Origin of the sequence: Burkholderia latens, from assembly GCF_902499045.1 — a bacterium.
GTDB classification, from domain to species: Bacteria; Pseudomonadota; Gammaproteobacteria; order Burkholderiales; family Burkholderiaceae; genus Burkholderia; species Burkholderia latens.
Genome location: NZ_CABVPL010000020.1, coordinates 1 through 25,348, shown reverse-complemented (window position 1 = coordinate 25,348; position 25,348 = coordinate 1). Strand labels below are relative to the sequence as shown.

General features: G+C 68.2%; 21 protein-coding genes. 5 read left to right on the top strand and 16 right to left on the bottom strand.

Going from position 1 to position 25,348, the window contains the following annotated elements; all coding sequences use genetic code 11:
• Positions 1–597: 597 nt before the first annotated feature.
• The 3 genes from BSE24067_RS15755 to BSE24067_RS15745 all read right to left on the bottom strand — a co-directional run bounded on the left by BSE24067_RS15755 (position 598) and on the right by BSE24067_RS15745 (position 6,660).
• Positions 598–4,236, bottom strand: a complete 3,639-nt coding sequence (locus BSE24067_RS15755) for a hydantoinase B/oxoprolinase family protein (RefSeq protein WP_151064451.1) — start codon at positions 4,234–4,236, stop codon at positions 598–600.
• Positions 4,237–4,367: 131 nt separating this feature from the next.
• On the bottom strand, positions 4,368–5,672 hold the full coding sequence (locus BSE24067_RS15750; protein WP_151064453.1) for an MFS transporter: 1,305 nt from the start codon (positions 5,670–5,672) through the stop codon (positions 4,368–4,370).
• Positions 5,673–5,886: 214 nt separating this feature from the next.
• Positions 5,887–6,660, bottom strand: a complete 774-nt coding sequence (locus BSE24067_RS15745; protein WP_151068289.1) for a putative hydro-lyase — start codon at positions 6,658–6,660, stop codon at positions 5,887–5,889.
• Positions 6,661–6,868: 208 nt separating this feature from the next.
• Here BSE24067_RS15745 and BSE24067_RS15740 point away from each other — a divergent pair, with 208 nt between their 5' ends.
• The gene (locus tag BSE24067_RS15740; protein WP_151068291.1) at positions 6,869–7,801 is read left to right on the top strand and encodes a LysR family transcriptional regulator; all 933 of its coding nucleotides are present in this window, start codon (positions 6,869–6,871) and stop codon (positions 7,799–7,801) included.
• 67 nt (positions 7,802–7,868) lie between these two features.
• Here BSE24067_RS15740 and BSE24067_RS15735 read toward each other — a convergent pair whose 3' ends face one another.
• From BSE24067_RS15735 to BSE24067_RS15715, 5 genes are all read right to left on the bottom strand, one after another.
• Entirely contained in the window at positions 7,869–8,195 is a 327-nt protein-coding gene (locus BSE24067_RS15735) for an antibiotic biosynthesis monooxygenase family protein (protein WP_151068292.1), read from the bottom strand.
• A 65-nt stretch (positions 8,196–8,260) separates the two neighbouring features.
• Positions 8,261–9,262, bottom strand: a complete 1,002-nt coding sequence (locus BSE24067_RS15730; protein ID WP_151068293.1) for a YkgJ family cysteine cluster protein — start codon at positions 9,260–9,262, stop codon at positions 8,261–8,263.
• On the bottom strand, positions 9,256–10,068 hold the full coding sequence (locus tag BSE24067_RS15725) for a MetQ/NlpA family lipoprotein (protein ID WP_151068294.1): 813 nt from the start codon (positions 10,066–10,068) through the stop codon (positions 9,256–9,258). The genes BSE24067_RS15730 and BSE24067_RS15725 overlap by 7 nt, the downstream gene beginning before the upstream one ends.
• Positions 10,065–11,114 (bottom strand): formylglycine-generating enzyme family protein, encoded by a 1,050-nt coding sequence (locus tag BSE24067_RS15720; RefSeq protein ID WP_151068295.1) that lies wholly within the window; start codon positions 11,112–11,114, stop codon positions 10,065–10,067. Before BSE24067_RS15720 ends, BSE24067_RS15725 begins: the two co-directional genes overlap by 4 nt.
• 10 nt (positions 11,115–11,124) lie before the next feature.
• Positions 11,125–13,074, bottom strand: a complete 1,950-nt coding sequence (locus tag BSE24067_RS15715; protein ID WP_151068296.1) for an arylsulfatase — start codon at positions 13,072–13,074, stop codon at positions 11,125–11,127.
• 281 nt (positions 13,075–13,355) lie between these two features.
• Between BSE24067_RS15715 and BSE24067_RS15710 the strand changes: the two genes are divergently transcribed.
• From BSE24067_RS15710 to BSE24067_RS15695, 4 genes are all read left to right on the top strand, one after another.
• Positions 13,356–14,069 carry a hypothetical protein gene (locus tag BSE24067_RS15710; RefSeq protein ID WP_151068297.1) on the top strand — a complete coding sequence of 238 codons (714 nt, stop codon included), beginning with the start codon at positions 13,356–13,358 and terminating at the stop codon, positions 14,067–14,069.
• A gap of 280 nt (positions 14,070–14,349) precedes the next feature.
• Positions 14,350–14,640, top strand: a complete 291-nt coding sequence (locus BSE24067_RS15705) for a co-chaperone GroES (RefSeq protein ID WP_011356207.1) — start codon at positions 14,350–14,352, stop codon at positions 14,638–14,640.
• 12 nt (positions 14,641–14,652) lie between these two features.
• Positions 14,653–16,293 carry a chaperonin GroEL gene (gene groL / locus BSE24067_RS15700; RefSeq protein WP_151068298.1) on the top strand — a complete coding sequence of 547 codons (1,641 nt, stop codon included), beginning with the start codon at positions 14,653–14,655 and terminating at the stop codon, positions 16,291–16,293.
• 178 nt (positions 16,294–16,471) lie between these two features.
• On the top strand, positions 16,472–17,086 hold the full coding sequence (locus BSE24067_RS15695) for a LysE family translocator (RefSeq protein ID WP_151068300.1): 615 nt from the start codon (positions 16,472–16,474) through the stop codon (positions 17,084–17,086).
• A 94-nt stretch (positions 17,087–17,180) separates the two neighbouring features.
• Here the strand turns inward: BSE24067_RS15695 and BSE24067_RS15690 are convergent, their stop codons facing one another.
• The 8 genes from BSE24067_RS15690 to BSE24067_RS15655 form a co-directional block, all read right to left on the bottom strand.
• Positions 17,181–19,193, bottom strand: coding sequence for a family 2A encapsulin nanocompartment cargo protein cysteine desulfurase (locus BSE24067_RS15690; RefSeq protein ID WP_174904795.1), 2,013 nt, complete (start codon positions 19,191–19,193; stop codon positions 17,181–17,183).
• Positions 19,168–20,100, bottom strand: coding sequence for a family 2A encapsulin nanocompartment shell protein (locus tag BSE24067_RS15685; protein ID WP_124621999.1), 933 nt, complete (start codon positions 20,098–20,100; stop codon positions 19,168–19,170). The genes BSE24067_RS15690 and BSE24067_RS15685 overlap by 26 nt, the downstream gene beginning before the upstream one ends.
• Before the next feature lie 96 nt (positions 20,101–20,196).
• Positions 20,197–20,454, bottom strand: coding sequence for a helix-turn-helix domain-containing protein (locus BSE24067_RS15680; protein WP_244130581.1), 258 nt, complete (start codon positions 20,452–20,454; stop codon positions 20,197–20,199).
• Positions 20,451–21,416: a serine O-acetyltransferase EpsC gene (gene epsC / locus BSE24067_RS15675; protein ID WP_151068646.1), complete on the bottom strand. Its 966-nt coding sequence runs from the start codon at positions 21,414–21,416 to the stop codon at positions 20,451–20,453. The genes BSE24067_RS15680 and epsC overlap by 4 nt, the downstream gene beginning before the upstream one ends.
• 28 nt (positions 21,417–21,444) lie before the next feature.
• Complete coding sequence (locus BSE24067_RS15670) at positions 21,445–21,915, bottom strand: rhodanese-like domain-containing protein (protein ID WP_151068647.1); 471 nt, start codon at positions 21,913–21,915, stop codon at positions 21,445–21,447.
• 430 nt (positions 21,916–22,345) lie between these two features.
• The gene (locus tag BSE24067_RS15665) at positions 22,346–23,749 is read right to left on the bottom strand and encodes an amidase family protein (RefSeq protein ID WP_151068648.1); all 1,404 of its coding nucleotides are present in this window, start codon (positions 23,747–23,749) and stop codon (positions 22,346–22,348) included.
• 74 nt (positions 23,750–23,823) lie between these two features.
• Positions 23,824–24,615: an alpha/beta fold hydrolase gene (locus BSE24067_RS15660; protein WP_151068649.1), complete on the bottom strand. Its 792-nt coding sequence runs from the start codon at positions 24,613–24,615 to the stop codon at positions 23,824–23,826.
• 85 nt (positions 24,616–24,700) lie between these two features.
• A complete protein-coding gene (locus tag BSE24067_RS15655) occupies positions 24,701–25,063 on the bottom strand; it encodes a DUF4148 domain-containing protein (RefSeq protein WP_151068650.1) in 363 nt (120 codons plus the stop codon).
• Positions 25,064–25,348: the final 285 nt, after the last annotated feature.

Here is a 25,348-nt window from a genome sequence, read left to right as displayed (position 1 = left end):
CGCGCTCCGGGGGGCGCGGCGCGCACACCCGGAACGGCAGCCGTGATGGCCGTGACGGCATTCCTCGTTCCGTACTTGTTGCCAGCTAATGCGACCCGGCGTACGCGCATGACGCACGCAGATTCCCAAACGATTGCTTCATCCCATCTTATCAAATGACGATGGAGATTGGCACTCACATTTAGTAGGACGTGTCAAGGAATCAGCACTCGATTTGCATGGCGATCTTCTCTGGTCGGCGGCTGCCGCCGACCGGGCGCCGTGGGCTGGAACCGGATCGGCGGAATCGCTGGAAAGCCCGGCCGGACGGGCATTTGGCGGAACGCTAGCCCCGCCGTTGCAGCGTGCCGCCGTAATTGCGGCACCGCGGGGTCGGATCGCGTTGCAGCACGCCGGACATCGCGAATTTTCGTTTCGTTGGGCGTGAATGCGCATCTTCATTCCGTTCGCCGGTGCAATATCGCGCGAGCACGCGACGGCCCGGCGGCGCGAATGGAACCGGTGCGGTCGGCCGGCCGGTACGCGGGGAAGCGGCCGGACCGAGGCGCCGGAACCGGCGCCGCTGCGCTTCCCCGCGCATCACGTCGCGAACGCCGGTCAACCCGCCGCGCCGTAACCGCCGCCGCCCGGCGTTTCGACGACGAACACGTCGCCCGGCGCCATCTGCGCGCGGCCGATGTGCTCGAGCGTCTCGACGGTGCCGTCCGCCCGCTCGATCGTGTTGCGGCCGAGCGCGCCGGCCTCGCCGCCTGCCGCGCCGAACGGTGCGTGGACCCGGTTGTTCGACAGGATCGACGCGGTCATCGGCTCGAGGAAGCGAATCCGCCGCACCGCGCCGTCGCCGCCGCGCCAGCGCCCGGCGCCGCCCGATCCGGCGCGCAGCCGGTGCGAGTCGAGCCGCACCGGGTAGCGCCATTCGAGCACCTCGGGATCGGTGAGCCGCGAGTTCGTCATGTGCGTCTGCACCGCGCCGACGCCCGCGAAGCCGTTGCCCGCGCCGCTGCCGCCCGCGATGGTCTCGTAGTACTGGTATCGATCGTTGCCGAATGTGAAGTTATTCATCGTTCCCTGGCTCGACGCGACGCAGCCGAGCGCGCCGTACAGCGCGTTGGTGATCGCCGACGACGTCTCGACGTTGCCCGACACGACCGCCGCCGGATACTCGGGATTCAGCATCGAGCGCGCGGGCACGATCACGTCGAGCGGCTTCAGGCAGCCGGCGTTCAGCGGAATGTCGTCGCCGACCAGCGTGCGGAACACGTACAGCACCGCGGCCATGCAGACCGCCTTCGGCGCGTTGAAGTTGTTGTCGAGCTGCGCGGACGTGCCGGTGAAGTCGATTTCCGCGCGCCGCGCCGCGCGGTCGACGCGGATCGCGACGCGAATCTCGGCGCCGTTGTCGAGCGGATAGCGATACGCGCCGTCCTGCAGCGCACCGATCACGCGCCGCACCGCTTCCTCCGCGTTGTCCTGCACGTGCCCCATGAACGCGAGCACGACGTCGAGGCCGAACTGCGCGACCATCCGCCGCAACTCGTCGACGCCCTTCTGGTTCGCGGCGATCTGCGCGCGCAGGTCGGCCATGTTCTGCTCGACGTTGCGCGCCGGATAGCGGCCCGACGCGAGCAGCGCGCGCGTGTCGGCGTCGCGCAGCACGCCCGCCGACACGAGCTGCCAGTTGTCGATCAGCACGCCTTCTTCGTCGATGTGCGTCGAGTCGGGCGGCATCGAGCCCGGCGTCGTGCCGCCGATGTCCGCATGGTGGCCGCGCGAGCCGACATAGAACAGCGGCGCGTCCGACCCGTCCGCGAACACCGGCGTGATGACCGTGACGTCCGGCAGGTGCGTGCCGCCGTGATACGGGTCGTTCAGCATGAACACGTCGCCGTCGCGCATGCGGCCGCGGTTGCGCTCGATCACCGTGCGGATGCTCTCGCCCATCGAGCCCAGATGCACGGGCATGTGCGGCGCGTTCGCGATCAGGTTGCCGTCGCCGTCGAAGATCGCGCACGAGAAGTCGAGCCGCTCCTTGATGTTCACCGAGTACGCGGTGTTCTGCAGCCGCAGCCCCATCTGCTCGGCGATCGACATGAACAGGTTGTTGAAGATCTCGAGCCGCACCGGATCGGCGTCGGTGCCGAGCGAGCGGCGCGTTGGCAGCGGCGTCGTGCGCGTCAGCACGAGATTGCCCTGCGCGGTCATCTCGGCGCGCCAGCCGGGCTCGACGACGGTCGTGCCGTTTTTCTCCGCGACGATCGCCGGGCCGTCGATCGTGTCGCCGGCGAGCAGCGTGTCGCGCACGTACAGCGCCGCGTCGTGCCACTGGCCGCCCGAGTAGAACCGCACCGCGCCGTGCGCACACGGCGCCGCATCCGCATCGCGCGGCGCGAGCGGTGCGACCTCGACCGGCGCGTCGGAGCGGCCGATCGCCTCCACCGACGCGAGTTCCGCCACCAGCGGCGTGCCGGGCATCAGGAATGCATAGCGCTGCCGGTACGCGGCTTCGAACGCCTGCTGCATCGCAGCGACACTGCCGGCCGGCACGTCGAGCGCGGAATCGGTGCCCTGGTAGCGCAGGTGCACGCGCCGCTCGGTCGTAATGCGCTCCGGCGGCACGCCCTGTTCGAGCAGCGCGCCGATCGCGTCGTCGGCCAGCCGGTCGAGCGTCGCGTTCAGCGCGGGCAGCGATGCGTCGGACAGCACCGCTTCCACCGCGCGCTCGCGCATCGCGGTCTGGTCGGCCAGGCCCATCCCGTAGGCGGACAGCACGCCCGCGAGCGGATGCGCGAACACCTGCGTCATCCCGAGCGCGTCGGCCACGCCGCACGCGTGCTGACCGCCGGCCCCGCCGAACGTCGTCAGCACGTAGCGCGACACGTCGTGGCCGCGCTGCACCGAGATCTTCTTGATCGCGTTCGCCATGCTGCCGATCGCAATTTCCAGGAACCCTTCGGCGAGCGCCTCGGGCGTGTCGCGCCGTCCGGTTGCCGCGTGGATCTCGTCCGCGAGCGCCTCGAACTTCGCGACCACGCCGTCGCGGTCGAGCGGCTCGTCCGCGTGCGGGCCGAACACGCGCGGGAAATGATCGGGCTGGATCTTGCCGAGCATCACGTTGCAGTCGGTCACCGTCAGCGGGCCGCCGCGCCGGTAGGCAGCCGGCCCCGGGTTCGCGCCGGCCGATTCGGGCCCGACACGCAGCCGCGCGCCGTCGAAGCCGAGCACCGAGCCGCCGCCCGCGGCGACCGTATGGATGCTCATCATCGGCGCGCGCATCCGCACGCCGGCCACCTGCGTCTCGAACACGCGCTCGAATTCGCCGTTGTAGTGCGACACGTCGGTCGACGTGCCGCCCATGTCGAAGCCGATCACGCGCTCGAAGCCGGCCGCGCGCGCGGCGCGCACCATCCCGACGATCCCGCCGGCCGGGCCGGACAGGATCGCGTCCTTGCCCTGGAATGCGTCGGCGCGCGTCAGGCCGCCGCTGCTCTGCATGAACTGCAGGTTCACGCCCGGCATCTCGTGCGCGACCTGCTCGACGTAGCGGCGCAGGATCGGCGACAGGTACGCGTCGACGACGGTCGTGTCGCCGCGCGACACCATCTTCATCAGCGGCGACACCTCGTGCGATACCGACACCTGCGTGAAGCCGATGCGGCGCGCGAGCTCGGCCAGCGCGCGTTCGTGCGCGGTGTAGCGATAGCCGTGGATCAGCACGATCGCCAGCGCGCGTACGCCCGCGTCGAACACGCGGCGCAGCGCGGCTTCGGCGCCGTGCAGATCGAGCGGCACGACGACGTCGCCGTGCGCGCCGATCCGCTCGTCGATTTCGACGACGGTCTCGTACAGCGCATCGGGCAGCACGATGTCGAGATCGAACAGGCGCGGGCGGTTCTGGTACGCGATGCGCAGCACGTCGCGAAAGCCGCGGGTCGTCGCGAGCGCGGTGCGTTCGCCCTTGCGTTCGAGCAACGCGTTGGTCGCGACCGTCGTGCCCATCTTCACCATGTCGACGCGTTCGGGCGTGATCGGCTCGCCGTCGGCGAGGCCGAGCAGATGACGAATGCCGGCGACGGCCGCGTCGCGGTATTGCTCGGGGTTCTCCGACAGCAGCTTGTGCGTGACGAGGGTGCCGTCGGGCCGGCGCGCGACGATGTCGGTGAACGTGCCGCCGCGGTCGATCCAGAATTGCCAGCGTGCGGCGTCGGAGGAAACGGGAGAGGGGTGTCGGTCAGTCATGGCGATGAACTCGATGCGTCGTTGATTCGAAGGACGAGCGCCGCCGCACGGCGCGCGTCGCGCGCCGCGGGAGGGTTTCGATGAACAGGGAGAGGTAATGCAGCGGGCGGGCGGCGGATGCTGCCGCCCGCTTACGCGGCGTCGAGCTCGCGGCCGCGCGTTTCGGGCAGCGTCAGTGCGGCGACGATCATCACGCCGTACGCGGCGACCGCGAAGATGCCGATGCTCGCGCCGAGGCCATAGTGCTTCGACAGCGCGCCGATCAGGAACGGGAACAACGCGCCGACCGCACGGCCCACGTTGTAGCAGAAGCCCTGCCCCGAGCCGCGCACGCGCGTCGGGAACAGCTCGGTCAGGAACGCGCCCATGCCGGAGAAGATGCCCGATGCGAAGAAGCCGAGCGGAAAGCCGAGCCACAGCATCGACGCGTTCGTGAGGTGCAGCGCCGGCGACGTATACGCGAACGCGATCACCATCGAGCCGAGCGCGAACAGGATGAAGTTCGGCTTGCGGCCGAGGCGGTCGGTCAGGTAGGCGCTCGTCAGGTAGCCGATCCACGAGCCGATGATGATCGTCGCGAGATAGCCGCCGGTGCCCATCACGGTCAGGTGCCGCTCGGTTTTCAGGAACGTCGGCAGCCACGTGGTGATCGCGTAGTAGCCGCCCTGCGCGCCGGTCGTCAGCAGTGCCGCGCGCAGCGTCGTCGACAGCAGCTTCGGCGCGAAGATTTCCGTGAGGCGCGGCGCGTCGGCGCCTTTCGCCTGCGTGGCCTTCTCCTTCTCGTAGACGTCCGGCTCCTTCACGTAGCGGCGGATCACGACCACCAGCAGCGCGGGCGCGAGGCCGACGAGGAACAGCGCGCGCCATGCCTCTTCGGCCGGCAGCACCGAGAACAGCAGCGCATACAGCAGCGCCGACAGCCCCCAGCCGATCGCCCAGCCCGACTGCACGAGGCCGACCGCCTTGCCGCGATCGCGCGCACGAATCACTTCGCCGATCAGTACCGCGCCGGCCGTCCATTCACCGCCGAAGCCGAAGCCCATCAGCGCGCGCGCCGCGAGCAGCTGGTGATAGTTCTGCGCGAGCCCGCACAGCGCGGTGAACACCGCGAACCACAGCACCGTCAACTGCAGCGTGCGCACGCGGCCGATCCGGTCGGACAGGATGCCCGCGATCCAGCCGCCGAGCGCCGACGCGAGCAGCGTCATCGTGCCGATGAAGCCGGCGTCCGCGAGCGAGATGCCCCAGGTCGCGACGATCGTCGGGATCACGAACGACAGCATCTGCGTGTCCATCCCGTCGAGCATGTAGCCGACCTTGCAGCTCCAGAATGCGCGGCGCTCGCGCGGCTGCGCGTCCGCATACCATCCGAACAGGCCGTTGCGCGCGGGGCCCGCGGGATCGGCGGCGGGCGCCGCGAGGATCTTGCTTTCCATGGTGAAGCTCCTGTCGAAATGTGCGGTGGAAACCTGCACGTTGTGCGTGTACGTGTGGTGCGTGTGCTTCATTCGTGTACTGCATGCGCCGCGCTCCCGCGCGCCGGGCCGCGGTTACGCGCCGCCCTCCGGCCGGGCGGATCGTCGGCGGCCGCCGGGCGCTGCCGCGACCGGGCCTGGCCGGCGGCCGCGCGGGCCGCCGGCATCGATCGGCTCAGAACACGGCCAGCGACGCGTTCGTGATGTCGGTCATCAGCATGTAGCCGGGCGTATGCGCGATCGCGAGCGGCAGCTTCGCTTCCATCAGCGCGGTTTGCGGCGTCACGCCGCACGCCCAGAACACCGGCAGCTCGCCGTCGCGCACCGTCACCGCGTCGCCGAAATCGGGCGCGCCGAGATCGGCGATGCCCAGTGCTTCCGGATGGCCGATATGGACCGGCGCGCCGTGCACGCCGGGGAACCGGCTCGTGATCTGCACCGCGCGGATCGCGTCGGCGCCGCGCAGCGGCCGCATCGACACGACCAGCTGGCCGCCGAAGATGCCCGCGCGGCGATTCGCGATCGACGTGCGGTACATCGGCACGTTGCACCCCTCCTCGATGTGGCGCAGCCCGATTCCTTCGCGCGCCAGCATGTCCTCGAACGAGAACGAGCAGCCGATCGCGAACACGACGAAATCGTCGCGCCACAGCGCTTCGAGAGAATCGACGCGCTCCGTCAGCACGCCATCCCTGTATACGTTGTAGCTCGGCACGTCGGTGCGGATGTCGAGATCCTCGCCGAGCACGTCGACGCGGAACGCGCCCGGTTCGCCGACGCCCAGCAGCGGGCACGCCTTCGGATTCGCCTGACAGAAGCGCAGGAAATCGTGCGCATACGCGTTCGGCAGGATCGCGAGATTCGCTTGCGCGAACGGGCCGCACTGGCCGGCGGTCGGGTTGCGGAATGCGCCGCTGCGTACGGACTGGCGGAATTCGGAAGGCGTCATGATGTCGGGTAGCGGATCGAGGTGTTGTCGGGCCGACGATGTCGTTGCGTCAGCGGATACGGCGAAGAATAGAAAAGAAAAAATTTTGTCGCCAACGAGTTTTTTTGCGCCCGGTGTATAGAATTGCTTAACGGTTCTCCGGGTTTTCCCCGGTCCCGTTCAGTTTTTTTCACCGGCAAGCTGCGCGTCCACCGTCCGCCCGATCGCCATGAACACGCGTTTTCTCGAAACCTTCGTCACGCTCGCGAAGCTGCGCAACTTCCGCACGACGGCGGCCGCGCTGCATGCGACGCCGGCCGCGATCTCGCAGCGACTGAAGGCGCTCGAGGACGAATTGCAGACCGTGCTCGTCGATCGCGACAGCCGCGCGTTCCGGCTCACGCCGAACGGCGAGTATCTGCTCGGCTATGCGAAGGCCGTCGTCGAGGCGACGCACGAGCTGCAGGCGGCCGCGGCCGGAGAAAGCGCACTGCGCGGCAAGCTGCGGCTCGGCGTGATCGAGACGGTCGTGCACAGCTGGCTGCCGCACTACCTGCGCCGTCTCGCCGCCGACTATCCGCAGCTGGAGATCGACCTGACCGTCGACGTCAGCGTCGTGCTGCAGCGCCGGCTGATGGCCGGCGAGCTCGATCTGATCATTCGCGTGGAGGGCAGCGACGAGGCGTCGGTGATCTGCGACGCGCTGGCGAACTATCCGGTGCGCTGGATCGCGCGGGCGGGGCTGCTGCCGAACACGCGCACGGGCCTCGCGCGGCAGGTGCTGCGCCAGCCGATCCTGACTTATGGGCGCGGCACCGCGCCGCATCGCGCGCTCGAGGACATCGTGCGCACGCTCGCGCACGCGCATGGCGTGCCGCTGTCGGAGACGCGGATCACCGGTTCGCCGTCGATCTCGGTGATCGTGCAGCTCGTGCGCGACGGGTTCGGCGTCGCCGCGATTCCGGTGCTGTTCGTGGATGCGCTGATCGAGAGCGGCGAGGTGGTCGAGCTGCCGCTGCAGCCGTCGCCGCCGTCGATCGTCGTGTCGATGTCACGGCGGGCCGACGCGCCGAAGTTCGTGCATGGCGCGTCGATCGCGGCGCGCGCGGCGTGTCACGAGTATTGCGGGAAGAGCAACCGGTTGCTGGTCGAGGCGCTTTGATGCGGCGCGCGGATACCGCGCGGTGTGCATCGCGCAGCACGTGTGACGCGTTGCTTCGGCCATCCGCTCACGCCGGCTGCCCCGCATGCGGCTGCGCGAGCTTGCCGTCGCCATACTCGCGCAGCACCTGCGAAATCACCACGCGATAGCCGTCGAGCCAGCGCGCGTGCTTCGCCTTCGCCTCCCGATGCGCGGGATGCTGGATCAACCGCTGCAAGGCCGCCTCGGATTCCCAGTAGTAGACGTTCTGGATCAGCCCCGCTTCAACGTTCTCCCACGTCTCTTCACCGAGATAGCCGGGTGTCGCCCGCGCCATGTCGGCGATCTGCCGATCGAGCCGGTGAAATTCGTCGTCGTACTGCCCGGCGCGAAAGATGAAGGTCGATGCGTACATGTGCGCTCCGTCGGAGACGATGAAAGGAGCGCCAAGTGTAAGGCACGCGTCGCGCGCCGCTGTCGTCACACGGCATGCACGTCGATGTCGCTGCCGTGTCGGCCGTCGAGCCACGCGCCGATGCGGGATGCATCGGCGCGCGTATCCGGCGTGGCAACCGGCATTGCAGCGAGCGCGTGCCGCGCACGTTCGAGTGCGTCTGCGAAGCCGCGCAGTTCGCGCGTCGCCGGCCGATCGTCGAGACGCCGCCGCGCGAGCGCCGCTTCGATGCGTGCATCGATCGACTGGCGCTGGGCGTCGATGAAGTCGATGCACAGCGCACGGCAATGTTCGGATACCGATGCGACTGCGAACAGCACCGGCACGATCGACATCGTCAGGTAGCCGCCCGGCACAAGCCGCGACAACGCTTGACGTACCTGCGGCCCACCGTCGATCAGCGACGCGAACACGGCGTCGCGCCACACCGCACGCTCGAACACGAGCGAATCGCGAAACGTGTCGAGCGCGGTGCGATCGACTACTTGTCCTGCCTTCACCAGCGGTATCGCCGCCGATGCATCGGCGGAAGCCGGCGCCGCGCTTTCGGCTCCCGCACCGACGATACAGTTCGCACCCAGCCATGCCGTCTCGTCGCGCCGCCCGGCGAGCACGCGCGACTGCAAGCGGTCCGGCAGCATCGGATCGAGCGGCACCGCACCGCAGATGGAAGGCTTGTCGGCGTGCATGCTACAGCGGCCATCGTCGGCCAGTGCCGGACACCGCCCGAGCGACGGATAGTCGTAGCCTTGCAGCGTCAGCGCGATCCACTCGTCGCCGGCGCCCGTCGCGCGATGGAACAACGTATCGGCCAATGCAACGGACGCGGCGACATCTTCCGCGTCGAGCACATCATCACGCCGCTGCGCGTGCGACCGTTCGCCGATGCGCGGCTTCGGCACGCGGCGGATCGTCAGCGCACCGACGAAGGTATGCCGATGCCGGAACAACTCGCGCAACGACAGCGTCGGCGCGCTATTGCAGCAGCGCCCGCACGCGTTGCAAGCGAGGCGGTAATCGTCTACCACGGCCGCCGCACCGAATCCTGGTAGCGCGCGAGGATGAAATGCGCGACGTCGTTCGAGTGATACGCGGCCACGAGCTGCGCGACCCACGGCTTCGTGCGGTCCGCGTCGCGCACGGTCAGCACGCTCGCGTACGGCGAGCGCGCGTCTTCGAGATTGATGCTGTCCCGGGCCGGTTGCAGGCCCACGCGCGCGGCATCGTCGCGGTCGATCGCGACGAACGCGGCCGAGTCGAGCGCCGCATGCAGCCGATCGCGGCGCAGCGCGACGAATTTCAGCGCGAGCCGGTTGCCGGTTACGTCGCGCAGCGTCGCATGCAGGCCGGCCTGTTCGCGCAACGTGACCAGCGTGTCGTTCTGCAACAGCACGAGCGCACGCGCCATCCCGCGTGGATCGGCGGGGAGCGCGACCGTCGCGCCCGGCTGCAGTTCGTTCAGGCTCTTCAGCTTGCGCGAATACAGCGCCATCGGCAGCGTGACGGTCGGCGCGACGGCGGTCAATGCGTAGCCTTTTGCCGCGCGCGTCGCGGCAAGGCGCTGCGCGTCCTCGAAGCTTGCCGCGTCGATCCGGCCCGCGGCAAGCGCGGTATCGATGCGCGACGCGTCGTCGAATTGCACGACATCGACACCGAGGCCGCGCGTGGCGGCGACGCGCTTCACCTCGTCGAGAATCTCCGCATGCACGCCGCGCGTGACGCCGACACGTATCGTCGGCGGCACCGCTTCCGCGGCAACGGCCCGGCCCGAACCGGCGAAGCCGCACGCAACGACCAGCGACACGGCAACGCAATGCATCATCGTCCGCTTCATGAAGCATCCCTCAGGATCGTGCGAAACCCGATGTGCGACGCACCGAGATCGGCCTCCTGCTGCTCGCGCGACGATGCGCGGTAACGCACGCAGTAATCGCGCGAGCACAGGAACGAGCCGCCCTTGATCACCATCGGCGTATCGTGCCGGCGCGTCGGCGGCGCGACGGCCGCCGTGTCGCCGTTCGCATGCGATTGATGCGGGCCGGTGTACGCGTCCTTGGTCCATTCCCACGCGTTGCCGATCATGTCGTACAGATGGAAGCCGTTCGCTGCGTAGCAGCCGACCGGCGCGAGGCCCGCATGACCATCCTCGGCCGTATCGAGCACGGGAAACGCGCCCTGCCAGTAGTTCGCCGCCGGCTTGCCCTGCGTGTCGCGCGGCGCCGCATCGAGCGACGCGTCGTCGCGGCCGGCCTTGCCCGCGTATTCCCATTCGGCTTCGGTCGGCAGATCGCGGCCGAGCCACTTCGCATACGCGAGCGCGTCGCGCTGCGTGACGAGCGTGACCGGCAGGTTGCCGAGCCCGTCGACGTTGCTGCCCGGGCCGCGCGGCTGCCGCCACGATGCGCCCTTCACCCAGGTCCACCATGCGAGGTCGCGCGCATTCAGCTCGTCGCGCGTCGGCACGTGGAACACCGCCGCGCCGCCCTGCTGCTCGGCCTCCGTCACGTAGCCGGTCGCCTTCACGAACGCGGCGAACTGCGCGATCGTCACGTCCGTCTGGTCGATCCAGAAGCCGCCGACGCGCGTCCTGCCATCGCCGGCCGGACGCTCGTCCGCATAGCCGCGCGTGCTGCCGAGCACGAACGCGCCGCCGCTCAGGTGCACCATCCCGGCCTTCGGATCGTCGCGCCACTTCGCGGGCAGCCCCGAATAGCGCGCGCACTGTCGCTCCGAGCCGAGCGGGGCGAGCGGGCGCCCGCGATTCGCGTCGTCGAACGCGCCGGCAGCCGACGCCGACGGGCTCGCGTAGCCGGCGGCGAACGCAGCCGCGAACAGCGTGGCCGCGAGCGCCGCGACGAGCGTCAGGAAGCGGAACCGCATCGTGCCGTCCTCAGTAGTAGCCGCGCGGGCGCAGCGGCTCCACGCCGCCGACGTTGTTCATATAGGTTTTCCACTGGTCGACCAGCGTGCTGATCACGGAAGGGTTCTGCGCGGACACGTCGGTCGTCTCGCCGCGGTCCGCCGCGAGGTCGTACAGTTGCCAGTGGCCGTCGAGCGGCCCGAGCGGCGGCTCGGTCCACAACGCCTTCCAGCGGCCGTCGGCGCTGCGCAGGTACGCGCGGCCGTACGCTTCGTCGCCGAACGGCGTCGTGTGTACTTCGCCCGACGCCGAGCCGGTCAGCACCGGCAGCAGCGACTGGCCCGTGACCGGATACACGTAGCGGTTGTTGTAGACCACCTTACCCTTGTTCTGATCGACGCCCGTCAGCGTGTTCACGAGCGGCGGCGCAGGCTGCGACGGCGGCGTGACGCCCGCGATCGCGAGGAACGTCGCCGTGTTGTCGGTCACGTGCGTGAACGCGCGCAGCGTCGGCAACTGCTGCGTCTGGCCCGGCAGGCGCACGATCGTCGGCGTCGACACGCCGCCTTCGGCCGAATAGCCCTTCGTGAGCCGGAACGGCGTCGCGCTCACTTCGGCCCAGCGCAGCCCGTACTGCAGCCGCTGCGCGTTCTGCTTGCCGTTGTCGGTGCCGAGCGCCGAATAAGTCGGCTCCTGTGCGTTCGCGGTGTCGGTCGCCGTCGGGTCCGCGCCCGAATCGATCGGCCAGCCTTCCGCGCCGTTGTCCGACTGGAACATGATGAACGTGTTGTCGTATTCGCCGATGTCCTTCAGGTGCTGGATCAGCAGGCCGATGTTGTAGTCGAGGTTCTCGACCATCCCCGCGTAGATCTCCATGTAGCGCGCCTGCGCCTTGCGCTCGGCGGGGCTCAGGCTGGCCCACAGCTTGTCGACCTTGCCGGTGCCGTAGTCGCTGTAGCCGTCGGCCGCCGAATGCACGGCGCTGATGTACTTCGCGTTCGCCGTGCCGTTGTTCGCCGTCGCGGGCGACGCCGACGTCGTTTCCGGCAGGCCGTCGAACGGCTTGAAGTCGGCCGGGATCAGGCCCAGCGCTTTCTGCCGTGCGATGCGTGCGTTGCGGATCGCGTCATAGCCGGCGTCGTACACGCCCGCGTATTTGTGCAGCCACGGGTCCGGCACCTGCAACGGCCAGTGCGGCGACGTGTACGCCGCATATGCGAAGAACGGCTTGCCGTCCCGCCTGTTCGCATCGATGTACGAGATCAGCTTCTGCGTATAGAAATCCGTCGAATAGAACACGGCCGGATTGCCGCCGGTTCCGCCCGGCTGCCCGGGCTGGCCCGGCTGCACGTAGCGGCCGTCTTCCGTGTAGTTCGACGAGCCGGCCGGTTCGTGCGCGAAGTGGTTCGTCGCCGCGCCGCCGAGCAGCACGTAGCTGCGCTCGAAGCCCCACTGGTCCGGCGTCTGTCCGCTGCCCGTCGCGCTGCCGACGATCCCCGAGCCGATGTGCCACTTGCCCGCGATGTACGTGTGATAGCCGGCGTCCTTCAGCAGTTGTGCGAACGACAGTGCGCGATCGTTCAGGTAGCCCTCGTAACCGGGCAGACCGCGCCGTTCGTCGGTCGGCACGCCCATCGTGCCTTCGCCGACGAGGTGGTGATCCGTGCCGGAAATCAGCATCGCGCGCGTGATCGCGCAGACGGTGCCGGTGTGATGGTTCGACAGGATGCGGCCCGACGCGACGAGCGCGTCGAGGTTCGGCGTGTTGATTTCGCCGCCGAATGCGTGGATGTCGGAATAGCCGAGATCGTCGGCCATGATGTACAGGATGTTCGGGCGCTTGGCGGGCGGCGTCGTGCTGGCCTGCGGCGGTGGATTGCTGTCGACGCCGCCGCACGACGCGAGCGACAACGCGCCGGCAATCGCGGCGCAGACGACACGGAAACGAAAAGCATGCAACGGCGACGCGGACTTTTTCATTCTTGTTGACGCTCGATCTACGGGAGCGGCGATCTTAGCGTTGCCCGCGCGGCGGCCAAAGTCGGATTCGTCACATGCTAACGGGGTGGGGGAATATGCACGTGGTCCGCGCTTGCCCGTGCTGGCCGTTCCCGATATCGACGATATCGAGACAGGAAGTGGAATCCCGAACGCATAATCCGGTCGCGTACCGCGATGAAAACGTCGGCCGCATAGTGTCGTCGGTGCGAAAGCGCAACGCGTGTATGCCGCCCGACCAAGCAATGTCCAACGGAGACCTCATGTTCAAGATCAACGAACTACTGAAAACCCTCTCTACGTTCGAGCCTTACCGGCCGGCAAAAGCACTGTCGATGGAGCGAGCGCGGAAAGCCTCGATACTTCTGCTTGGTGGTGGCGGCATTTGCTTCTTGCTGCTTCTCTCGATGTTGGCCTGGCACAAACTCGCGCCTGCGGCATGGCAAATGGCGCCGGCCTTGACGCTCTATGCGTTCACCGTGTTCCTGAGCCTTCTCTCCCTCGTTGTCGAGCCTATCGTCGGCGTCCTTCACATGTTTCGATGGAAACAGAAAGCGCTGGATACGCTCATTCGCGAGATAGAGACTGACGAGAGGAGCGCACGGCTTCTGAACGGCTATGCCGACAACACACTGAAATACGCGCAGCACTGCCTGCAATTGAAGGTGAAGCGCCTCGACGCACGCGTCGTTTCATTCTTCGGTGGCGGTACGGCGGCCTATGCACTGCTTGCCGTCACGCTCACCAATATCAAGGATGCGGGCGGATTGCCGTGGCTGCAGAACACGCTGACGAGCGGATTCGTGTCCGGAAACTTCATCAATACGGCAATTCTCTGGGGGATCGCGCTGGTTTTCGGTCTGTCCGTCGGCTCGATGATGCTGAAGCGCGTCCAGTCGCGCTTCGCTTACCAACTCGAGCTCATCGAACTGACGTTGCTGCGGCGATCGTTGGAGAACACGGAAAAGAACGCATAGCGCTGGGCGGCGCTGTCGGGGATGCGCAAGCCAGCCGGGTTGTCGTCAGGCCTCTGCGTCGTTGCCATGCTGCCGGCCTTCCGTATGGCGAATGCGCGATGCGAGTCATACGCGCACATTTCGTGACGCCGCAGGGCGCGCACCGCCCGCCCAAAGCGCATCCGCGCAAATGCTTTTCCGAATCCGTTATTGGATCGCGCCGCCGCGCATTTTTATACTCGTCAGCACTCTCTATTGAAGAGTGCCAGCCAATCCGGACAGAACAGCACAGGACGAAAAAATGAGCCTACGCCCCTTGCACGATCGCGTGATCGTGAAGCGACTCGACCAGGAAACCACCACCGCGTCGGGCATCGTGATCCCCGACAGCGCGGCAGAAAAACCCGACCAGGGCGAAGTGATCGCCGTCGGCCCCGGCCGCAAGGATGCGGACGGCCAGCGCATCGTGCCCGACCTGCAGGTCGGCGAACGCGTGCTGTTCGGTAAATACGCCGGCCAGGCCGTCAAGGTGGACGGTAACGAATTCCTCGTACTGCGCGAAGAAGACATCGTCGCGGTCGTCAATCAATAACGGAGCGCAATCATGGCAGCGAAGGAAATCACTTTCAGCGACGTCGCCCGTGCGAAGCTGACCGAAGGCGTCAACATTCTCGCGAACGCGGTCAAGGTCACGCTCGGGCCGAAGGGCCGCAACGTCGTGCTCGAACGCAGCTTCGGCGCACCCGTCGTCACGAAGGACGGCGTGTCGGTCGCGAAGGAAATCGAACTCGCGGACAAGCTGCAGAACATCGGCGCGCAGCTCGTGAAGGAAGTCGCGTCGCGCACCAGCGATGCAGCCGGCGACGGCACGACGACCGCCACCGTGCTCGCACAGGCGATCGTGCGCGAAGGCCAGAAATACGTCGCGGCCGGGCTCAATCCGCTCGACCTGAAGCGCGGCATCGACAAGGCCGTCGCGGCCGCCGTCGACGAGCTGAAGAAGATCAGCAAGCCGACCACCACCAGCAAGGAAATCGCGCAGGTCGCGACGATCTCCGCAAACGGCGAGGAGTCGATCGGCCAACGCATCGCCGAGGCGATCGACCGCGTCGGCAAGGAAGGCGTGATCACCGTCGAGGACGGCAAGTCGCTCGCCGACGAGCTCGACGTCGTCGAAGGGCTGCAGTTCGATCGCGGCTACCTGTCGCCGTACTTCATCAACAATCCCGACAAGCAGATCGCCGAGATCGAGAATCCGTACATCCTGCTGCACGACAAGAAGATCTCGAACATCCGCGATCTGCTGCCGGTGCTCGAACAGGTCGCGAAGTCGGGCCGGCCGCTGCTGATCATCGCGGAGGACGTCGAAGGCGAAGCGCTCGCGACGCTGGTCGTGAACAACATCCGCGGGATCCTGAAGACGGTCGCGGTGAAGGCGCCGGGCTTCGGCGACCGCCGCAAGGCGCTGCTCGAGGACATCGCGATCCTGACCGGCGGTCAGGTCATCGCCGAGGAAACGGGCCTGACGCTCGAGAAGGCGACGCTCACGGAATTGGGCCAGGCGAAGCGGATCGAGGTCGGCAAGGAAAACACGACCGTGATCGACGGCGCCGGCGACGCGAAGAACATCGAGGCGCGCGTGAAGCAGATCCGCGTGCAGATCGACGAAGCGACGTCCGACTACGATCGAGAGAAGCTGCAAGAACGCGTGGCGAAGCTCGCGGGCGGTGTCGCGGTGATCAAGGTCGGCGGTGCGACCGAGATCGAAGTGAAGGAAAAGAAGGACCGCGTCGACGACGCGCTGCACGCGACGCGTGCGGCCGTCGAAGAAGGCATCGTGCCGGGCGGCGGTGTCGCGCTGATCCGCGTGCGCCAGGCGATCCGCGAGCTCCACGGCGCCAACGCCGATCAGAACGCCGGCATCAAGATCGTGCTGCGCGCGCTCGAGGAACCGCTGCGCCAGATCGTCACGAACGCGGGCGAGGAAGCGAGCGTGGTCGTCGCGAAGGTCGCGGAAGGCACGGGCAACTTCGGCTACAACGCGCAGACCGGTGAATACGGCGATCTCGTCGAATCGGGCGTGCTGGATCCGACCAAGGTCACGCGTACCGCGCTGCAGAACGCGGCGTCGGTCGCGGGGCTGCTGCTGACGACCGACGCGACCGTGTTCGAAGCGCCGAAGGACGCGGCGCCGGCCGCCGCGCCGGGCGGCCCCGGTGCGGGCGGGCCGGGGTTCGATTTCTGACGATCCGGCGACGCGCCGCGGCGTGCCGGTTCGCCGGCATCCGCGACGTGGCCGCGGCAATGCGAAACGCGTGGCGACACAAGTCGTCACGCGTTTTTGCTTGAATCAGGTTCAGGCAGGCGCTCGCCGGTGCCGAGGTAACATGAAGACCCGTTCCCTCTTGCCGGCCCCCAAAGCCATGTCGACCACCGTCAACGCGTTGCTGCCGCTCGCCGGCGTCCTGCTGCTGAGCGTCGCCAGCCCGGGCCCGAACTTCGTGATCGTCACGTCGACGGCGGTCGCGCAGCGCCGTGCCGGCGTGATCACCGCGCTCGGCCTCGCGGCCGCATCGGGCACCTGGGCCGCGATCGCGATTGCCGGCCTGAGCGTGCTCGTGACGCACGTCGCGTGGGTGCACACCGCGCTGCGGCTGGCAGGCGCGGCCTATCTGGTCTGGCTCGGCCTGAAGATGGTACTGACCGCGCGCAAGCCGTTGACCGTGTCCGCGCCCGCCGTGTCCGCCGGCTGGCACGCGGCGACGAAAGGCTATGTCGCCAGCATGACGAACCCGAAGGCCGTCGCGTTCTACGGCAGCATCTTCGCGTTGATGGTCCCGGCCCACGCGCCGGCCTGGTTCGATTTCACGGTCGTTGCGCTGTCGATCGCGATTTCGGGCGCGTGGTACTGCACGATGGCGCTGCTCGCGTCGCACCCGTCCGTGCGCCGGGTGCTGATTCGACGCAAGGCCGCGATCGATACGACGGCCGGGGTGCTGCTGATGGGGCTGGGCGGCAAGATGCTGGCGGGGCGCTGAACGCGATCCAACACGCTCGTGCCGCGACAAAAAAGGCCGCTTGCGACATCCCGTTACCGGGAGGCGCAAGCGGCCTTGTCGTCGATAGCCGCGATCACCGCCGCGTCGCCAGCCTCCGCACGACGCTCACCAGCGCATCGACCTCGTCGCACGTGTTGTAGAACGCGAGCGACGGCCGCACCGTCGCCTCGAGCCCGAAGCGCCGCAGGATCGGCTGCGCGCAGTGATGCCCGGAGCGCACCGCGATGCCCTCCTCGTTCAGCGCGCGCCCGACTTCCTCTGTCTCGTAGCCCTTCAGCACGAACGACAGCACGCTGGCCTTGTCACGGGCGGTGCCGACGAGCCGCACGCCGGGCACCGGCGCAAGCACGCTCGTCGCGTACGCGAGCAGATCGTGCTCGTAGCGGGCGATGTTCTCGATACCGACGCGGCTCACGTAGTCGAGCGCCGCGCCGAGCCCGACCGCATCGGCGATATTGCCGGTGCCGGCCTCGAAACGGTTCGGCGGCGGCTGGAACACGGTGCGCTCGAACGTCACGTCCGCGATCATGTTGCCGCCGCCTTGCCACGGCGGCATGTCGTCGAGGATCGCGCGCTTGCCGTACACCACGCCGATCCCGGTCGGCCCGTAGATCTTGTGCCCGGAAAACACGAAGAAATCCGCATCGAGCGCTTGCACGTCGACGCGCATGTGCGAAATCGACTGCGCGCCGTCGACGAGCGCCTTCGCGCCCGCACGATGCGCGAGCTCGACGATCTCCTTTACCGGCACGACCGTGCCGAGCGCATTCGACACCTGCGTGACGGACACGATCTTCGTGCGGTCGTTGAGCAGCTTCCGATATTCGTCGAGCAGCACCTGCCCCGAGTCGTCGACCGGAATCACACGCAGCTTCGCGCCCTTTTGCGCGGCAAGCTGCTGCCACGGCACGATGTTCGCGTGATGTTCGAGATGCGACACCACGATCTCGTCGCCCTCGCCGACGTTCTGCGCGCCCCACGTCTTCGCGATCAGGTTGATCGCCTCGGTCGTGCCGCGCACGAACACGATCTCGTCCGGCGACGATGCGCCGATGAAGCGCCGCACGGTGTCCCGCGCGTGTTCGTACGCATCCGTCGCACGGCCCGCCAACGCATGCGCGGCGCGGTGAATGTTCGAGTTCTCGTGCGCATAGAAATACGCGAGACGGTCGATCACGGCTTGCGGCTTGTGCGTCGTCGCAGCGTTGTCGAACCAGACGAGCTGCTTGCCGTTCACGCGTTCCTGCAGGATCGGGAAATCGCGGCGGATCGCGTTCACGTCGAACGGCGGGTGCGCGCCGCGATGCAGATTGCCGTGCGGCGCTACCGCATGCGCATCGCCGATGAAATAGCGCGGGACGTCCTCACCCGTTGCACGCGCAACCGGTTCGTCGCGATGCACGGCCAGCAGCGCGCGCAGTGCGTCATCGCCCGGCAGCCCGAACGCTTCAGGCGACGCAAGGCCGTTCGACGGCACGACGAAGTCCTGCGGCGTCGCATGCCAGCTCTGCAGCGAGCCGTCGGTGAAGTAGTACGGCGACGCAGTCGGCGCGGTTTTCACCGCACCTTCCGACACCGCCGCATTCGCCTGCGGCACACCGAGCGCCGCGCCGCCCACCCGCGGTTCGAACGCGGGCGCGATCGACACCGCGTTGTCGGGCAATCCGTTCTGGGCGGACGCATGCGGCGCGAGCGCCGGCACGCGATTGCCGAGTGACAGCACGTGCGTCGGCGCCGACGGCGCGAGGTTCGCGCCGGGCGCCTTGCCTGGCGGCAATGCGAAGCCCGGCACGCCGGTGCCCGTCCCGCCCGGCCCCGCGAGCGGCGAGCCGGCCGGCGCCGGGTTGCTCGCCGACGCGAGGATCGGCACCGCGGCCGGCAGTGCCGACGGCACACCGCCGACCGCACCGCTGCCCGCCGACAGCCCGGGCGCGCTCGCCTGCCCGGGCGGCGCTGCGAAGAACTCGGACGCGAGCCGCGCGAGCGTCGCCGGGTCCGGCAGACCGGCCGGCAGCGGCGCGTGCGGCAACACGAGCGCGTCGCGGCCGGTCGAGCCGGGATTAACGGTAGGTGTCGGGGTAGTCATGGTACTTGGCGATTTCGACGTCATCGAGGACAGCCAGCGCATCCGGCGAGTGGACCGCGAGCGAGCAGTACAGCGAGATCAGGTACGACGCGATCGCCTGGTCGTTGATGCCCATGAAGCGCACCGACAGGCCCGGCCCCTGTTCGCCCGCGACGCCCGGCTGGTAGAGACCGACGACGCCCTGACGCTTGTCGCCGACGCGCAGCAACAGGATCTTGGTCTTGCCGTCCGCGACGGGCACCTTGTCCGACGGGATCAGCGGAATGCCGCGCCACGTGAGGAACTGCGAGCCGAACAGGCTCACCGTCGGCGGCGGTACGCCGCGCCGCGTGCATTCGCGGCCGAACGCGGCGATCGCGAGCGGGTGCGCGAGGAAGAACGCCGGCTCCTTCCACACCTTGGTCAGCAGTTCGTCGAGATCGTCCGGCGTCGGCGCGCCGGTCAGCGGGAAGATCCGCTGTTCGTCGGTCACGTTCGCGAGCAGCCCGTAGTCCGGGTTGTTGATCAGCTGGCTTTCCTGCAGCTCCTTGATCGTCTCGATCGTCAGGCGCAGCTGCTCCTTGATCTGGTCATGAGGACTGCTGTAGAGATCGGAGATCCGCGTATGCACGTCGAGCACCGTGCTCACCGCGTTCAGGAAATATTCGCGCGGCTGTTCCTCGTACGGCACGAAGGTTCGCGGCAGCACGCGTTCGTCCTCGAGCTGCGTGCACGCGGCGCGCACGGCTTCCGGGTTCTTCACCTGGTTCAGGCGATAGATGCCGGCCTCGACCGGCACCCACTGCAACAGATGGGTCAGCCAGCGCGGCGTGATCGTGGAAAGCTGCGGGACGGTCTTGGTAGCGTTCGCTAGTTGGCGGGCGGCGTGATCGCTCAGCGCGGCCGTGCCGCTTGCAACGGTCGACATGTGTGGCTCCGGGTTCTTAAGATGAAAAACGGGATTGCTTATGACGCTGGGTGATTATCGGAAGCTCGCACCTGCCGGCTCAACATGCTATAGCCGTCATACGGCACCACCGAACGGGAAAAGCAGCGATGCGTCAGGCGACGGACACGCCGGGCAGCAGTGTCGAGACGACACGTCGAACGCGCGCGCGATCTTGTCGGCGGTGACGATCGATGCGATCGCCTCGCCACGCTCGATCTCGCCGACGTACGAGCGGTTCAGCCCCGCGTGTTCGGCGAGCTGCTCCTGCGACCACGTGCGCGCTTCGCGCAGCTTACGCACGTTGGCGCCGAAGTGCTGGATCAGGTCGCTCATGGCGTCACCTGCGCGGCGGGTGCCGGCTCGGCCGACGGGGCGGAATCGGGCCGCGCGCGCGGCGCGTTCGCCTCGCTGCGCAGCACGGCCTGCGTGACGTTCGCGCCGGCCGGCACGTCCTGCGTGAGCCATACGTTGCCGCCGATCACCGCGCCGCGGCCGATCGTCACGCGGCCGAGTATGGTTGCGCCCGCATAGATCACGACGTCGTCCTCGACGATCGGATGGCGCGCCAGCCCCTTCTCAAGATGCCCGGCCGCATCGCGCGGGAAGCGCTTCGCGCCGAGCGTGACGGCCTGGTACACGCGCACGCGCTCGCCGATGATCGCGGTCTCGCCGATCACGACGCCGGTGCCGTGATCGATGAAGAAGCCGCCGCCGATGCGCGCGCCGGGATGAATGTCGATGCCGGTTTCCGCGTGCGCCTGCTCGGCGATGATGCGCGCGAGCAGCGGCAGCCCGAGCCGGTACAGCTCGTGCGCGAGCCGATGGTGAATCATCGCGAGGATGCCGGGATAGCACAGCAGCACTTCGTCGACGCTGCCTGCCGCCGGATCGCCATGGAACGCGGCCAGCACGTCGCTGTCGAGCAGCCGGCGAATGTCCGGCAAGCGCGCGGCGAACGCCTGCACGGCCGTGGACGCAATCTCGTCGATCTGCGCGTCGGCGTTGCGCTGCCGCGCCGCGTAGCGCAACTCCAGCGTCACCTGCGCGAGCAGCGCGTTCAGCGCCGCGTCGAGCGCGTGCGCGACATAGAAGTTCTCGCTCTCCTGCCGCAGGTCGGGCGGCCCAAGCCGCATCGGAAACAGCACGCCCTTCAGCGCGCCGACGATCTGTGCGAGCGCCTCGCGCGCCGGCAGGTCGCGCCCGCCCGGTTCGAGCGAGCGCCGCTGCTTCTCGCGCCACGCGCGGCGCACGGTCTGGAGCGACTGAACGATGTCGTCGATTTCGAATGCGGCCATGCTGACTTCTCCCCGTAACGGCCGTGCTTCAGTCCTGCGCCCACGGCAGGCCGCGATGGCGCCAGCCGTTGCGGCCGCCGCGATGCTGCTGTTCGTCGAGGTCGCCCTCGAACCCTTCGAGCACGTTGAATACCTGCGTGAAGCCGGCTTTCGCCGCCGCCTCGGCCGCCTGGGCAGAGCGGTTGCCGCTGCGGCAGAGCAGCAGCACCACCGCGTCCTTGCCGGTCTTCGCTTCCAGCTCGCGCACGAAGCGCGGGTTGCGCGTCAGGCTCGTGCCGGTCGCCCACGGCACGTGCAGCGACTCCGGCACGTGGCCGACGAATTTCCGTTCTTCCGCGGTGCGCACGTCCACCAGCAATGCGTCGCCGGCGGAAAACAGCGCCCATGCTGCTTCCGGCGCCACACCGCCCGCGTACGGCGTGCCCGCCGCCGCCGCGGCCGCGCGGGCGTCTTCGAGTGCCTGCTGGGCAGCGGTTCGTTCTTCCAATGCAAACGTCATCACGCTTCCTTGTTCTTGCAGATTCGTATGATCAAAACCACCGGGAATGCGGCCGGTGCAGCATGCGTGCTGTCTATAGCCGTCAGCCCCACTATGCGAGCGTGGCCGGGGAAGCAGAACCAATAAAAATTCATTTCCTAATCAGCGGAGCGCGAAATGCAATAGCAGAGACGCGCTATGCGTAAGGGCTTGGGCGGGATGTCGGGCAGCGACCGTTCGATGCCGCGCATCGAAGGATTTGAAAGGAATCGCAGCGGCGGAGCCGCGAACCGTGCAGCACGCTTCGCGCCGCACGATGTCATGGATCCCGAAATGGATTGACGCGCCGGTGGAGTCGCGCGCTTTGATGGAGCCGTGAAAAACGAACGACAACGGGCGGGCGCGCAGCATCACCAACGCGCCACGCCCGTCACCGCATCGGACGACCGGATTAAACGACCGGGTCGACGACCTCGATCGGCGCACCGCGCGCCTCGATATCGCGCCCGGCAAGCAGGCACAGATCCTCGCGATGATGCGCGGCGACCACCTGCACGCCGACCGGTACGCTGCCGACGATTCCCGTCGTCACCGCGAGCCCCGGCAAGCCCATCGCCGGCAGCGCACGCAGCGTCAGTTGCGCTTCCCACACGCGCGCGAAACCTTCCGGCCCTTGCCGGTCGAGATCGTCCGGGAACGGCAGCTCCGACGACACTGGCAGCAGCAACACCGCGTATTCGTCGAGGAACAGCCGCCACTGCCGCGTGAGCGTCGTGCGCCGTACGAGCGCGCGGCTGATCACGTCGGCCGGCAGATCGCGCACCTTGCCGCGCACCGAGGCGATCACCGCGGCCGCGCCCGGATCGCCGTCGCTGGCGACCGCGTTCGCCAGCGCATCGAATCCGTCGCCGAGCCACAGTTGCTCCTGCAGCAGCGCTGCTTCGCGCATCGGCGGCGTATCGTCGATTTCGTCGACGGTCCACCCGGCATCGGCGAGCCGGCGCGCGGCATCGCGCAACGCGGCCTCGACTTCGGGCACGACGTGCAGGCCGCCCGGACGCACGCACAGCGCCGCGCGCTTCGGCACCGCGCGTCCGTCGACCGGCACCGGCACGTACCACGGATCGCGCGGGTCCGGCGCGGCGAACGCGCGCAACGCCAGCGAGAGATCGTCGATCGTGCGGGCGATCGGCCCCGTCGTCGACATCAGTTGCGCGCCGATCGCACGCTCGGGCGACGACGCATTGAATGCCGGCACGCGTCCGAGCGACGGGCGAATCCCATGTACGCCGCACGCATAGGCCGGGTAACGCACCGAGCCGCCAATGTCCGTGCCGAGCGCGATCGCGCCGATCCCGACGGCTACGGCGGCGGCCGCGCCGCCGCTCGATCCGCCCGGCGTCAGCGACCGGTCGCGCGGATTGTACGTATGGCCGTGCACGAGATTCGACGTGAACCAGCGCAACGCGAACGTCGGCGAATTGCTGCGGCCGAGCAGCACCGCACCGGCCTTTCTGAGGTTCGAGACGGACGGGCTGTCGGCGTTCGCGATCAGGTGTTCCTGCAGCCGCGTGCCGTTGGTCGTCGCGAATTCCGCGACGTCGACGTTGATCTTCACGGTCACGGGCACACCGGCGAGCGGGCCGGGATCGTCGCCGCGTGCGATCGCGCGATCGACTTCGTCGGCCTGCCGCCGCACGTCGTCGGGGCGATGCTCGACGATCGCGTTGATCGCCGGATTCACCGCGTCGAGACGGGCCAGCGCCGCATCGGCCACTTCCCGCGCGGATACGTCGCGGTTGCGCACGCGCTTCGCGATTTCGGTCGCCGACAATTGCCACAGCTGCTGCGTCATGACTTCTCCTCGTGAAAGGACATCACAATCAGTCGCGGCTCCGCGCATCGCGCGCAGCGTGGCGCCGCCCTCGCTCACTGCGCATCGTGCTTCGCACGTTCCGCGGCCGCGATGATCGCGTCGGCCACGGCCTTCGGCTGGCTCAGCATCGCGACGTGGCTGCCGTTCACGCGCGTGACCGTCGCGCCGATCCGCTTCGCCATCGCGCCCTGCAGTTCGGGATCGATCATCCGGTCCTGCGTCGCGACGACGAACGACGACGGCTTCACGTGCCACGCTGCTTGCGCCACCTTCTCCGAAATGCACCCACCGTACCACGGCCCTTGCGTCGCCGCGACCACACGCTGCTGCGCGGGCGGCAGGTCCGGCGCGAAATCCTGTGCGATCGCCTTGTCCGACAGTGTCGTGAAGCCGCCGGCGTCCTTGCGCAGCTCGCCTGCCCACGCGGGTGCCGGCAGTCCCTGCGTGACGTCGGCGATCGACTGGCCGTTGTCCGGCGCGAACGCGGCGACGTACACGAGCGACTTCACCTTGTCGTCGTTGCCCGCGTCGCTGATGACGACGCCGGCCCACGAGTGGCCGACCAGCACGACGGGGCCCTTCTGCGCGTCGATGGCCCGCTTCGTCGCGGCCGTATCGTCGGCGAGCGAGCTCAGCGGATTCTGTACCGCGACCACATGCAGGCCGCGCGCTTCGAGCAGCGGAATCACGCGGTTCCAGCTCGAGCCGTCCGCGAACGCGCCGTGCACGAGCACGACGTTCGTGCCCTTCAGGTCTTCCTTCGGCGCCGCCTGCACCGCAACCGCACCGGACAGCCCGCCGAGCAGCGCCGCGGACACCAGAACCCGTTTCGTCAAACCAGCCATCGTCATGCTCCTGTCTGTCGTGTCGTTCATCATCTGAAGTGTTGGCGATCGCGCCGCGCGTGCGTGACGCAAGCGCGGCCGCGGATCACGAATGCGCGTACAGATCGTCGGCATCCGTGCGCGTGGTGCGTGCGCTGCGCACAGCGTGCGGATCGGTCGCGGCGAAGCGGACGGTCGGCGCCACGGCGGCGACGTTGTCGCCCTGCGACTTCGACGGGCCGTTCTGATCGGAACGCGCGACCTGCTCGGCAGCCTCGGCAGCGCGCTCCGCGGCGGCGATGTCGTCCGGGTAATGCGCTTCGCTGCCGGCCGGGTTGTAGCCGGCCTTCTCGAGCCGGATGAGATCGGCGCGCACGTCGGCACGCGTGAGGCCGTGGCCGGTATCGGCGAACGACAATGCGGGGATCACGGCGAGTACGGCAACTGCGAGGATTCGAGCGGCTTTCATGACAGTTCTCCTTGACGGAAAGTTGGGGTATCGATCATTCGGAATCCGGTGCGAATGTCCGGCACCGAACGTTTGCTGCATGTCGACAGTAGAACCCGCTCACGTATCCGGCATGTTTCCGGAACCGGGGTGCTGTGCAACCCGATGTTTCCGCAACGGCGCCGGATACAGTGCGATACACACCGGCCGCTCGCAGCACCGCCCGATAATCGGGATAGGGGCGGTCAGAGAGTCTGGCCGATCCCCTCCCACACCACCCGGCATGCGGGTCCGCACCGGGCGGTT

Coding starts and splice junctions, on each gene's coding strand:
- BSE24067_RS15705 (WP_011356207.1), top strand. CDS start 14,350: ATGAGCCTACGCCCCTTGCACGATCGCGTGATCGTGAAGCGACTCGAC.
- BSE24067_RS15750 (WP_151064453.1), bottom strand. CDS start 5,672: ATGGAAAGCAAGATCCTCGCGGCGCCCGCCGCCGATCCCGCGGGCCCC.
- groL (WP_151068298.1), top strand. CDS start 14,653: ATGGCAGCGAAGGAAATCACTTTCAGCGACGTCGCCCGTGCGAAGCTG.
- BSE24067_RS15715 (WP_151068296.1), bottom strand. CDS start 13,074: ATGAAAAAGTCCGCGTCGCCGTTGCATGCTTTTCGTTTCCGTGTCGTC.
- BSE24067_RS15720 (WP_151068295.1), bottom strand. CDS start 11,114: ATGCGGTTCCGCTTCCTGACGCTCGTCGCGGCGCTCGCGGCCACGCTG.
- BSE24067_RS15725 (WP_151068294.1), bottom strand. CDS start 10,068: ATGAAGCGGACGATGATGCATTGCGTTGCCGTGTCGCTGGTCGTTGCG.
- BSE24067_RS15740 (WP_151068291.1), top strand. CDS start 6,869: ATGAACACGCGTTTTCTCGAAACCTTCGTCACGCTCGCGAAGCTGCGC.
- epsC (WP_151068646.1), bottom strand. CDS start 21,416: ATGGCCGCATTCGAAATCGACGACATCGTTCAGTCGCTCCAGACCGTG.
- BSE24067_RS15685 (WP_124621999.1), bottom strand. CDS start 20,100: ATGTCGACCGTTGCAAGCGGCACGGCCGCGCTGAGCGATCACGCCGCC.
- BSE24067_RS15690 (WP_174904795.1), bottom strand. CDS start 19,193: ATGACTACCCCGACACCTACCGTTAATCCCGGCTCGACCGGCCGCGAC.
- BSE24067_RS15680 (WP_244130581.1), bottom strand. CDS start 20,454: ATGAGCGACCTGATCCAGCACTTCGGCGCCAACGTGCGTAAGCTGCGC.
- BSE24067_RS15710 (WP_151068297.1), top strand. CDS start 13,356: ATGTTCAAGATCAACGAACTACTGAAAACCCTCTCTACGTTCGAGCCT.
- BSE24067_RS15695 (WP_151068300.1), top strand. CDS start 16,472: ATGTCGACCACCGTCAACGCGTTGCTGCCGCTCGCCGGCGTCCTGCTG.
- BSE24067_RS15660 (WP_151068649.1), bottom strand. CDS start 24,615: ATGGCTGGTTTGACGAAACGGGTTCTGGTGTCCGCGGCGCTGCTCGGC.
- BSE24067_RS15655 (WP_151068650.1), bottom strand. CDS start 25,063: ATGAAAGCCGCTCGAATCCTCGCAGTTGCCGTACTCGCCGTGATCCCC.
- BSE24067_RS15665 (WP_151068648.1), bottom strand. CDS start 23,749: ATGACGCAGCAGCTGTGGCAATTGTCGGCGACCGAAATCGCGAAGCGC.
- BSE24067_RS15755 (WP_151064451.1), bottom strand. CDS start 4,236: ATGACTGACCGACACCCCTCTCCCGTTTCCTCCGACGCCGCACGCTGG.
- BSE24067_RS15670 (WP_151068647.1), bottom strand. CDS start 21,915: ATGACGTTTGCATTGGAAGAACGAACCGCTGCCCAGCAGGCACTCGAA.
- BSE24067_RS15745 (WP_151068289.1), bottom strand. CDS start 6,660: ATGACGCCTTCCGAATTCCGCCAGTCCGTACGCAGCGGCGCATTCCGC.
- BSE24067_RS15735 (WP_151068292.1), bottom strand. CDS start 8,195: ATGTACGCATCGACCTTCATCTTTCGCGCCGGGCAGTACGACGACGAA.